10 protein-coding genes are annotated in these 10,947 nt (G+C 71.9%); 2 read left to right on the top strand and 8 right to left on the bottom strand.

Annotated features, from left to right (window positions below):
* On the bottom strand, positions 1 to 1,518 hold a 1,518-nt coding region (locus G5S38_RS14435), incomplete at its 3' end, for a phytoene desaturase family protein (protein WP_165070102.1).
* A complete protein-coding gene (locus G5S38_RS14430; RefSeq protein ID WP_165070099.1) occupies positions 1,515 to 2,396 on the bottom strand; it encodes a UbiA family prenyltransferase in 882 nt (293 codons plus the stop codon). The genes G5S38_RS14435 and G5S38_RS14430, both read right to left, overlap by 4 nt.
* On the opposite strand from G5S38_RS14430, the gene G5S38_RS14425 reads away from it, so the two are divergent.
* Positions 2,368 to 3,804 (top strand): glycosyltransferase, encoded by a 1,437-nt coding sequence (locus tag G5S38_RS14425; RefSeq protein WP_235929096.1) that lies wholly within the window; start codon positions 2,368 to 2,370, stop codon positions 3,802 to 3,804. The two genes, G5S38_RS14430 and G5S38_RS14425, sit on opposite strands and share 29 nt — an antisense overlap.
* Positions 3,805 to 3,850: 46 nt before the next feature.
* On the opposite strand, the gene G5S38_RS14420 is transcribed toward G5S38_RS14425, so the two are convergent.
* From G5S38_RS14420 to G5S38_RS14410, 3 genes are read right to left on the bottom strand one after another with little or no spacing between them, the layout of a single operon-like run.
* Complete coding sequence (locus tag G5S38_RS14420; protein WP_165070097.1) at positions 3,851 to 4,240, bottom strand: cupin domain-containing protein; 390 nt, start codon at positions 4,238 to 4,240, stop codon at positions 3,851 to 3,853.
* On the bottom strand, positions 4,203 to 5,252 hold the full coding sequence (locus G5S38_RS14415) for an alpha/beta fold hydrolase (protein ID WP_165070094.1): 1,050 nt from the start codon (positions 5,250 to 5,252) through the stop codon (positions 4,203 to 4,205). The genes G5S38_RS14420 and G5S38_RS14415 overlap by 38 nt, the downstream gene beginning before the upstream one ends.
* A gap of 19 nt (positions 5,253 to 5,271) precedes the next feature.
* A complete protein-coding gene (locus G5S38_RS14410) occupies positions 5,272 to 6,027 on the bottom strand; it encodes an alpha/beta fold hydrolase (RefSeq protein WP_165070091.1) in 756 nt (251 codons plus the stop codon).
* A gap of 237 nt (positions 6,028 to 6,264) precedes the next feature.
* Between G5S38_RS14410 and G5S38_RS14405 the strand changes: the two genes are divergently transcribed.
* Positions 6,265 to 7,482, top strand: coding sequence for a zinc-dependent alcohol dehydrogenase (locus G5S38_RS14405; RefSeq protein WP_165070088.1), 1,218 nt, complete (start codon positions 6,265 to 6,267; stop codon positions 7,480 to 7,482).
* 61 nt (positions 7,483 to 7,543) lie between these two features.
* Here G5S38_RS14405 and G5S38_RS14400 read toward each other — a convergent pair whose 3' ends face one another.
* The 3 genes from G5S38_RS14400 to G5S38_RS14390 all read right to left on the bottom strand — a co-directional run.
* Entirely contained in the window at positions 7,544 to 9,025 is a 1,482-nt protein-coding gene (locus G5S38_RS14400) for an MATE family efflux transporter (RefSeq protein ID WP_165070086.1), read from the bottom strand.
* The gene (locus G5S38_RS14395; RefSeq protein WP_165070083.1) at positions 9,022 to 10,149 is read right to left on the bottom strand and encodes a glycosyltransferase family 4 protein; all 1,128 of its coding nucleotides are present in this window, start codon (positions 10,147 to 10,149) and stop codon (positions 9,022 to 9,024) included. The genes G5S38_RS14400 and G5S38_RS14395 overlap by 4 nt, the downstream gene beginning before the upstream one ends.
* The coding region (locus tag G5S38_RS14390; RefSeq protein WP_165070080.1) for a hypothetical protein at positions 10,146 to 10,947 on the bottom strand (802 nt) is incomplete at its 5' end. The genes G5S38_RS14390 and G5S38_RS14395, both read right to left, overlap by 4 nt.

Raw genomic sequence — 10,947 nt, 5'->3', positions numbered from 1 at the left:
CCAGCCCCCGGCGAGTGGAGGGAGCGAGCCGGGGTTGCGCTCCAGCGGCGGGGTGCCCGCGATCCCCGCCCCGCCGAGCGGGGGGGGGACCCCCCCGCCCGGGTGCCCCGACGCCCCCCCCCGCCACAGCCACGGGCGCAGCGGATCGACGTAGCCCGGCTGGTGGAAGGGACCTGCCATCCACGCGGGCCGCGCCGTGCCGTACAGCGCGCCGTGCGGCTCGCCGAAGCCGCCGTAGTACTGCGGGTCGAGCACGACGTGCTCGTCGAGGTAGTCGGTGAGCGGCGTGGGCAGCCCCATCGCGTTCGAGATGCGGTCGACCTCGCGGCGCACGAACGGGTGGTCGATCGTGTAGCCCGCGCCGTCGGAGGGGGCAGTGAGCAGGATGCCGACCGTGCTGCGCTCGTTCGGGTAGATGTCGCCCGCCCGGTAGTAGTTGACGAACGCCATGGTGTCGGCAGGTTCGTCGCCGGCCTCGAGACTCCGGTGCAGGGCCTCCGGCCGGGTCGGAAGCACGACGCTGTGCGCGGCGATGCCCTCCGGCAGGTTCTCGCGCAGCACCCCGTAGACGGCGATGGCTGAGCACGAGAGGGTGCGGGTGACGCCGGTCAGGCGCGACACGGTGGGGAGGTTCGCGAGTGCCGGAACGGCGGGGCCGACGAGGGAGCCGAGGCGCTCGGCATCCACCGCACTGACGACCAGGTCGGCCGGATAGACGCCGCCGCTGCTGGTGACGGAGCCCTTCTCGATGCGGGTGACCGTCTCGCCGGTGCGGATGGTGACCCCGGCGGCCGCGGCCAGCTGCGCGAGCGCCTCGACCACTTCGTAGACGCCGCCGCGCGGTACCCAGGCACCGGTCTCGGCCATGATCGCGGGCATGCTCGCGTAGAGCGCCGCGGTGCGCGACGGCGAGACCCCGGCGTTGAGGGTGTGGATGGCGATGATCTCGCGCAGTCCGTCGGGCATCCAGTCGAGGCCGTCGAGGTACGCCCGCGTGGTCAGGCGGGTGCCGTAGACGGCGAGCAGCCGTCGAAGCGCCGGAAGTGCTGCGCGGTCGAGGGGGTCGGTGAGCAGCAGCTCGGTGACATCGTCGGCGAGGGGCGCGTGCTCGTCGCTGAACCGGCGCCAGGCCGGGTACCAGGGGTGGCCCTCCGGCACCGGCAGGGTGACGGTCTCGCCCCGGTAGTAGTAGGTGCCGACCTCGGGCATGCGCACGAGGTCGAGGTGGCCGACGCCTGCGTCTGCTGGCGTGTCCCGGGTGCCGGTGTCGCTGCCGGCCGGGTCACTGCTGCCCGCGTCCCCGTGACCCAGCCGCCGTCGCAGCTCGTGCCACGCGGTCGGGAACGTCACGAGCGATGGCCCGGTGTCGATGCGCTGCCCGCCGACCAGCATCCGTCGACTCTTGCCGCCCAGCGTCGTCGACTGCTCGAGCAGCGTCACGTCGTGCCCGGCCGTCGAGAGCAGGGCGGATGCCGCGAGCCCACCGATGCCGCCGCCGACGACCACCACGCGGCTCACGGGTAGACCCCCGTCGCGATCGCGAGGGTGAGTTGCATGCCCGCCGCGGAACCCGCGATGTAGGGGAACGCGACCGACAGCCGGTACAGGCGTCGGCCGGTGTCGGGCGTCGGCCGCATGAGCAGGCGCCCGACGAGGAGCCCGGCGATCAGCGCGTTGACGATCGCGACGGGGATGTTCACCGTCGCGAACAGCACGGTCGACGCCAGCCACCACGAGCCGCTCCACAGCGCGACGCCCCGCGGACCGAGTCGCACCGCGGTGGTGGTGATTCCGGCGTCGCGGTCTTCGACGATGTCCTGCACGGCGTCGAACGCGTGCTTGGCGACGCTCCACGCCATGAGCCCGACGACCGCTGGCCACACCGGCGACAGGTCGAGGGCGGCGGGCACGATGACCAGCGGCAGCGCGTAGGCCGCGTTGCTGATCGAGTCGATGAACGGGCTGCTCTTGAACCGCAGCGGCGGCGCCGAGTAGAAGACGAACACGCCGACGTAGAGCAGGATCGCCGCGACCGCGAGGAACGGCAGCGCGAGCACGAAGTACACCAGGAACGGCACGTTGACGATCGCGACGGCCCAGGCGATGAACCGCACCTCGCGCTGCTCGATCCGGGCGCCCTCGAGCGATCCCTTGCGGTCGTTGAGAGCGTCGGTGTCCTGGTCGTAGATGTCGTTGACGCCGTAGATGAGCAGATTGAACGGCAGCGTGAGCCACAGGATGACCGGGAGGGCCTGCAGGTCGAACAGCTGCCCGGTCAGCCAGATGCCGACGACGCCCGTGCCGATGGTGTTGATCCACAGCACCGGGCGCGAGATGTGCACGAGCCGGCGAATGGATGCTGCGGCGGTGGCGACAGCGCTCGTGCTGGCGGGCATGGCCGTGCTCCTCGAGACATTCGGTGGTGATGACAGGGTGCGGCAGTGCCGGATGGTGTGCGACATCGCCGCGCGCTGGTTCGGGATGCTCCCAGCCTCTGCGGTGCCGGCGAGCGCCACGCCACCGGCTCCCGGGGCCTCCTGGGAGGTTCCGTCACCGGCGCGCGGGCGGCGATTCGGCAACGCCCACCCGCTGCCACAGACTATCGGGGTGCGAATCATGCTGCTCACGGCCGGTACCCGCGGCGACGTCGAGCCGTTCGCCGCCCTCGCCCGCCTCGCGACCGCCCGCGGCCACGACGTGCGACTGGCCGTGCCCGACGATAGCGGCGTCGACCTGTCTGGGGTGGATGCGGCCAGCCTCGAGCTGCAGTTCGGCCGCCTGCTTCCCGCCTCGTCGACCCCGTGGTCGCTGCTCCGTCACCTGCGGCGCGAGGTGCACCCCGCCATGCGTCGCATGCTCGCCGCCGCCGTGCGTGAGACCGTGGCCTTCACCCCCGACGTCGTGGTGCACCACCCGCTGATCCTCAGCGCCCCGATGGTCGCTGGCGCCCTCGGCGTTCCGCGCGTGCTGGTCGAGTTCTCCCCCGTCGCCACCCCGAGTGCCGAGTTCACCGCGCCGGGCGGCCCCACCGCGACCCGCGACCTCGGCGAGTACAACCGGTCGACCTATGCGGTGCCGCGGGCGGCCGCGCGGTTGTTCGACCGGGATGTCGCCCGCGCGGCAGCGCAGCTGCCGGGCGGGCTGGACCCGCTCCCCCGCGCGCCGTCGGCCGCGACGCTCATGGCCGCGAGCCCCGCGCTGTTGCCCCGGCCCCGCGATTGGCCGGAACGGGTCCACCTGACCGGCGCCTGGAATGACCTGGCGGCTGCGGCATCCATAGATCCGGCCATCGCCGGCTTCATGTCGGGCGGCGACTACGTCGTGGCGACCTTCGGGTCGATGGCGGCGGGCAATGCACTCTCGCGGGGGCGTGCCGTGATCGAGGCGGCTCGCGCGAACGGGCTGCGCGTGCTGCTGCTGACCGGCTGGGGCGGGCTGGAGGTGCCGTTCGGCATGGTGGGCGCCGACGTGCTGGCGGTGCGGGCGGCGCCGCTCGACGCCGTGCTGCCGGGCGCGACCCTCGCGATCCACCACGGCGGCGCAGGCACCTCGCACGCCGTCGCGCGGGCCGGCGTTCCGTCGGTGGTCGTTCCGTTCACTGCCGACCAGCCGTTCTGGGCCGTGCGGATGCACCAGCGGGGCATCGCCGCGCGCCCCATCCCGGCCGGTCGACTGACCGCGGCCACCCTCGCCGCGGCGATCGCGCACGCGCGCTCGATGCGGCCCAGGGCGCAGCGGGTGGGCTCGGCGATGCGCGAGGAGCGCGGACTCGACGCGGCGCTGCGGGTGCTCGAGGGGCTCTGACGGTGCATGCGCCAGCGGCCCCGCGAGCCCCCAGCGGTGTCGCGCCTCAGGTGCCCAGCGTCGACACCGGCGCGCCCGTCTCGACGATGTAGGTCGAGAGCATGCGTCCGGTGCCCGGGCCGAGGTCGGTGGCGTTGTGCGGAACGCCGGGCGGGATGAGGAACCCGTCGCCGGCGTGGAGCACGAGGGTCGCGGCATCCTTCCTCTCCATGCGCACGGTGCCGGCGACGATGTAGCCGACCTCCTCACCGGGGTGGTGGTGCCAGCCCGAGGAGACGTCGACCGGGATCTCGGTGAGTACCTGCACGATGTCGCGGCCGGGGATGGATGATGTCGCGTGCTGGATCTCGGTGCGTTTGAGCCTGCTGGTGAGCTCGTCGGTACCGGCCGGAGAGCCGTCAGCGGGCGGGGCGGGCGGAGCTGGTGGTGTGGTCATGGTCGGTCCCTTCGGGTGTGCGGTGGTGTGGTGGCCCGGCGTGCGGTGCCTCCACGTGCGGTGGCGCAGCGTGCGGTGCCTCGACCTGCGGTGTCTCGACCTGCCGTGGCGCGTCCCCCCGGCCTGCGTCGCCCAGTAACGCGAGGAGTGCGCCGACTACCTGGTCCGGCTGGTCTTCGACGAGGAAGTGGCCGGCGTCGAGCCCCCGGCCGCGGATGTCGTTCGCCCACGGCGCCCAGACCGCGAGCACGTCGCCGTAGAACTTCGGCAGGGCGCCGGATTCGCTCCACAGCACGAGCAGCGGGCACGTGATGCGACGGTCGGCCCGCTGGTCTGCATCGTCGTGCACGCGATCGATCCCGGCGCCGGCGCGGTAGTCCTCGCAGATGGCGTGCACCACGGTGGGGTCGTCGAGGATCGCGCGGTAGGTGGCCATCAGGTCGGGATGGTAGCGCCCCGGTGCACGGCCGAGGCCGAGCGCCCGCACGTGGTGATCGAAGAACGCCTGCGGGTCGGCTCCGATGAGCTTCTCGGGCAGGGGCGCCGGCTGCGCGAGGAACGCCCAGTGCCAGTAGGCCAGCGCCAGCTGCGCGTCGGCCCGGCTCCACACCTCCCCGGTGGGCACGACGTCGAACGCCGCCGCCGCGATCACCCGCCCGGGGTGGTCGAGCGCCATCCGGTAGGCGACCCGGCCCCCGCGGTCGTGCCCCGCGACGGCGAACCCGTCGAATCCCAGCGCGCCCATCACGTCGACCAGGTCGTCGCCGATGGCCCGCTTCGAATGCGCGCGATGATCGGGTGCGGTCTCGGGCCGGAACGTCTGCCCGTACCCCGGAAGGTCGACGGCGACCACGGTGAACCGCTCGGCGAGCGCCGGGGCGACCGAATGCCACATGACGTGGGTCTGCGGGTAGCCGTGCAGCAGCAGGATGGGCGGTCCCCCGCCCCCGACGCGGGCGAAGACACTGCCTCGCCCGGTCGGGATCAGACGGCTCGTGAAATTCTCGAACACCTCGGGCCGCCCGATTCGGCTATGACGCCGACGACGATGCGGTCGAGACCGTCGTCGACGAGACCGCCTCGCGGATCAGGTCGAAGACCTTGCCCGCCTCGGGGATGCCGACGGTGTGCGAACCGCCCTCCAGCTCGATGGTGCGGCGCGACCCCGCACGCTCGGCCATGAAGCGGTGCATGGCGGCGGGGATGTTGCGATCCTCGGCGCCGAACAGGAACCACGACGGCACGGTCTTCCAGGCCGGGACTCCGGATGCCTCGGCGAACGCCGCGTCACGGATCGGCCGTTGCGTCACGCCCATGACCGCGGCGTCGGCCTCCGGCGAATCCGCGGCGAACTGCGCATGGTATCTGTTCTGCACGATGTACAGGTCGTTGCCTCCGTCGGGCAGCGGCACCGAGGTGAGGGTGTCGCCCAGCGTCGACCCCGGAATCTGGGCTGCCAGCTGGCCGGGGGTCTCGCCCTCCTCCGGGGCGAACGCCCCGACGAAGACCAGGGCCTTGACGTTGGGGTTGCCCGCGCCTCCCCCGCTGATCACCGTGCCCCCGTAGGAGTGCCCGACGAGCACGACGTCGCCGCTGATCCCCGCGAGGAGCGAGCGCAGGTAATCGGAGTCGTAGGCGACGCCGCGCAGCGGGTTGGCGACCGCGATGGCCGGGTATCCGTCGGCGAGCAGCATCGAGATCACCCCGCTCCAGCTCGACGATTCTGCGAATGCCCCGTGCACGAGTACGACGGTCGGCTTCGATGATGACGGATCGGTGATGCTCATGGGTTTTCTCCTGTCGTTGCGGCGTGGGCGGACTGCCCGAAGCGACGGTAGGCCTGCCCCGACGAGCCCGCACCCGCCATTTGTGCAGTGTTACGGCCGGCCGGCCGCGCACCCTAGGTGCACCCCGCCGGTTTGGGAAGGAGCTACCGCCCGTACCCCGAACCCCGTTGGCTTGTCGCAGCGGATGTCGCCATGCGCGGCGCCGCTCCCATTCGAGAAACTCGCGAGGAGAGCATCATGAAGGCAGTTGTCTGGCACGGCATCGGCGACATCCGCATCGACGAGGTTGCCCAGCCCACCATCCAGGATTCGCGGGACGCGATCGTGCAGATCACCCGCAGCGCGATCTGCGGTACCGACCTGCACTTCGTGCGCGGCACCATGGCGCCGATGAAGGAGGGCACCATCCTCGGGCACGAAGCGGTCGGTGTCGTCACCGAGGTCGGCGACGACGTTCGCGGCTTCAGCGCGGGCGATCGGGTCGTCATCAACTCCACCATCTCGTGCGGCGCCTGCCGCTACTGCCGCATGGGCAAGACCGCGCAGTGCGATGTCGCCAACCCCAACGGGCCCCTCGCCGGAACGAGCTTCTTCGGCGGCCCGGAGTCGACCGGGTCGGTCAACGGACTGCAGGCCGAGTACGTGCGCGTGCCGTTCGCGCAGAACACCATGCACCCTCTCCCCGACACCGTCAGCGACGAACAGGCGATCCTGCTCTCCGATATCTTTCCGACCGGGTGGTTCGGCGCCGAGCTCGCGGGCGTGACGCGCGGCGACATCGTCGTGGTCTTCGGCGCGGGCATCGTCGGACAGTTCACCGCGGCATCCGCGTTCAAGCTCGGGGCCGGACGCGTCATCATCGTCGACGGCGACGAGACCCGGCTGGCGGCCGCCCTCGCACAGAACTGCGAGATCGTGAACTACAACACCGAAGACCCGGTGCAGACCATTCTCGACCTGACCGGCGGTATCGGCGCCGACGCGGTGATCGATGCGGTCGGTGTCGACGCGGAACGCCCCAAGACCGGCCCCGCTGCCGTCTCTGACGAGGATGCGGCGAAGTTCGACGCCGAGGTCGAGCAGATCGCTCCGGATGCAGCTCCCCGGGGTGACCTGTGGAAGCCGGGCGACGGGCCGTCGCAGGCTGCGCGCTGGGCGGTCGACGTGGTGGCGAAGTACGGCCGCATCGGGATCATCGGCGTCTACTCACCCTTGGTCGAGCAGTACCCGATCGGCGCGGCGATGAACAAGAACCTCACTATCCGCATGGGCAACTGCGACCACCATTCGGTCACGCCGCCGCTGATCGACATGGTCGCGGCCGGCCAGTTCGACCCGACCGCGTTCATCACCGAGCATGAGCAGCTCGGATCGGCCATCGAGGCCTACGAGGCGTTCGACCGCCGCGAGGCCGGCTGGATGAAGGTCGAACTGACCACCCCGGCGACGAGCTGACCGGGCGGCGCGGCGAGCCCGACGTTTCCGGGCAGTACCCCCACCTCTCCGGGTAGTACGGCTAGTCGCGCTCCCCGGCGGGGGGCGCAGCGGGAGCCGCGTTCGGAGCGGCGCTGGGCGCGAGCAGCGCCCGGCCGATGAGGGCGACCGCGGCGAATCCGGCGACCCACCACAGCCAGGGCACGTCGCGGCCGATGATCGCGAGCACCAGCACGCCGGCGATGCCGGCCAGGTCGGAGATGCGGATCAGGCGCCAGGGCCGCCACCGCAGCAGGTCGATCGACTGCACCGCCACCACGAGCACGCCGATCGCGGCCGCACAGATCGCGAAGGTGGTCGCCGTGCCGAGGTTGCCGGCGATCAGGAGCGCGAATGGCTGCACCGCGACGATGGGGAGCAGAAGGATGAACAGCCGCCGGTACTGCTCGTTGGCCTGCCGCGCGCAGGCGAGTACCGTCGCCGTCGCGACGGTCACGCCGGTGATCGCGGTCCACGGCAGCAGGGCGCTGACCTGGTCGGCCTGGCCAGGGGCGATGATGTCGAGGGCCCAGGTCGGGGTCGTCGCGAGCATGATCGCCACGGGCACGCCGAGCAGCACGATCAGCCGCGTGGCGCGCGCCTGCTGCATGTGCGCGGCGGCGGCCGACGCCGCGCTGGCGATCTGCGAGTAGTAGGTCATCGCGACGGCGGCGCCGACGAACAGCGGAACCCGCCCGAGGAGCGCGGCGACCTGGTAGTCGCGGGCGTCGATGACGTTCATCTGCGTCCACGCGATCACCACGGTGTCGATCGCCCCGAGCGCGGCGAGCGCGAGTTGCGCGACGCCGAGCAGCGCGCTGTGCCGCAGCAGGCCGCGGTAGGTCGCCCTGGCTGCGCGGCGCAGCGGGAACGCGGCGCGGCAGACGATGAGCGCGGCGACGGTGAGCACGACGCTGCCGACGATGAAGCCGGTGATGGGCGACAGCGGGTCGGCGGCGACCGCCACCACGAGCACCAGCGACAGCCCGATGCGCACCACGGTCTCGACCAGCCGCAGCACGGAGATCGCCACCAGGCGACCCTGCCCCTGCAGGAGCCCGAGCGGGGCGGCGATGACCGACAGCGCGAACGCCGCTCCGCCGGTCGCCACCCCGAGCTGCACGCCGGACGCCGGCGCGACGAGCGCGAACGACAGCCCGGCGAAGACGAGGCCCTGCACGACGGAGGCGACCAGCCCGAAGCCCAGCGCCTCACCCGCGGCCCGCGTCGTGCGGGTCAGGGCGACGTGGCGCGCGACGGCCCACGGGATCGCGGCCATCCCGCCGGATCCGAGCACCAGCAGCAGGCTCTGCACCGACGCGTACGCGACGTAGTCCGGGGCGGCGAGCAGCCGGATGAGCACGAGCGAGAACGCGTAGTTCGCGATCGACACCACGAGCGTCGTAACCGACACGACGGCGGCATGGCGCTGCACGCGGTCGGGATCGTGGATGCCGCGCGCCTCGTCACCCGGTTCGTCGGCGTCACGGGCGCCGCCGAGGTCTATCGGAATGCGGTTCGTCACCGGACGCCCGCCGGCACGCGGTCGCGCATCGCCGCGCGATAGATGCCGCCCTGGTGCTCTGCCGCGTTGTCCCAGGTGAGGTGCGCGACATCGGCGGCGCCCCGGGTTCCGAGCGACGAGCGCAGTGTCGCGTCGGCACCGAGTTCACGCAGGGCGCTGGCGTAGGCCTCGACGTCGAATGCGGCTACCCGTCGCCCGGTGTCGTCGGTGACCAGGTTGCGGAGGCAGTCGATGTCGAACGCGACGACGGGCGTGTGCGCGGCCATGGACTCCGCGGCGACCATGCCGAAGGTCTCGTACCGGCTGGGCATGGCGACGAGCTCGGCGGCGGCGAGCCACGCGAACCGGTCGGCCGGCGCGACGGGGCCGACGAACCGCACCCGGTCGGCGATTCCGAGGTCGACGGCGAGGGCCTCGAGAGAAGCGCGGTCGGGTCCCTCCCCCGCGACAAGAACGTCCTGTGCGATCCCGCCGGGGGCTGCCGCGGCGGTCGCGTAGGCGCGCAGCAGCAGGCTGAGCCCCTTCTGCGCGTCTTCGATACGACCGAGGTAGCGGATCCCGTCGCGCGGGCCGTCGTGCGGAGTGGCGAACGCCTGCGGCGGCAACGCGTTCGGTACGACGTGCACGTCGGCACGCGGGTTGCGCTCCCGCAGCCGTGACCCGAGGTCGTCGGAGACCGCGATCAGGGTGCGATGGGCGGCGAGCCCGAAACGTTCGATCCGGTCGAACGGGAGGTGGTACTGCCGGGACTTCTCGGCGGCGAACAGCCACTGAACGACACCGACGACGGGCACCGACGTGGTTCGGGGCAGGCCCCAGGTCGAGATGGGGGCACCGAAGTCCTCGACGACGAGGTCGGGTGCGTACCGGCGAACGGCTGCCCACTGGGCGGCGAAGTAGGTCGCGGCGCTGAGGTCGCGGCCCGACCCGATGCCGAGGTGCACGTAGCGCACGCCGTCCTTCGTGTACGGCTCGCACCCCTCGAAGCGCGCGCACGCCACGACGATGTCGAAGTCCCGCGCGAGGCGCGTGTTGATCTCGTCGGTGCGCACCGATCCACCGCCGGCGCCCGGCTTGCGGGGGTCTTCGTAGCCGAGGTGGAGAATGCGGGGGCGAGCGGTCATGATGCGTCTTCCGTGGTCGGCGAGTCGGGGTCGGCGGCTCCGGTCCATTCGCGCACGTCGTACAGCTGCAGGTCGCTCTCCCGGCCCTCGACCGACAGCACCAGCGACCCGTTGTCGCGCACCTCGGCGGCGAACTCCGGGTCGGCGATGCCGTATCCGTTCTCGACGAGCCGGTCGGAGAGCAACACGTAGTCGACCTCGTTCTCTTGGAGCTCCGGCACCGTGACCCACTGCCCGAGGTCGTACCCGGTGATGACGAACTGTCCGGTCTCCTCCGTGACCGACATCGTGCTCCCCTCTACGGCGACCGTCGGCATGCGCTCGAGCATCTGCGCGTAGACGTCGTCGGTGGAGGTGTGCACGAGCACCCAGGCGGTGGCCTGCACTGCCATCACGACGATGACGCCCGCGGCCGCGGTACGGCGGAGGCCCCGCCGCCGGATGAGGAAGACACCGATGGTGAGGGCGGCAGCGCAGGGCGCGGCGGCGATGTAGAACATCTGCTCCTCGAGCGAGCCGAACGCGACCGCGTACCCGACGTACCCGCAGGCGCACACGGCCCAGAGGGCGATGATCTTCGCGGCGGCTGCGGCGTCCGGCGACAGCGCGGTGATGGCGGGGCGGTGGCGCAGCACGCCCCACAGCAGCAGCACGGCGCAGCCGCCGCCGATGGCGAGGATGGCGTAGGTCGCGCCGAGTTCCGCGATGTTCGGCACGAGGCGATCCCAGAACGACCCGTGGGATCCCTCGGCCTTGAAGCCGGTCGTCTGCCGCGTGCCGAGGAGCCGGAACAGTCCG

Source organism: Marisediminicola senii, from assembly GCF_011057645.1.
Classification (GTDB): Bacteria; Actinomycetota; Actinomycetes; order Actinomycetales; family Microbacteriaceae; genus Marisediminicola; species Marisediminicola senii.
The sequence above is the reverse complement of the archived record's forward strand: the minus strand, read 5'-3'. Positions and strand labels throughout refer to the sequence as shown.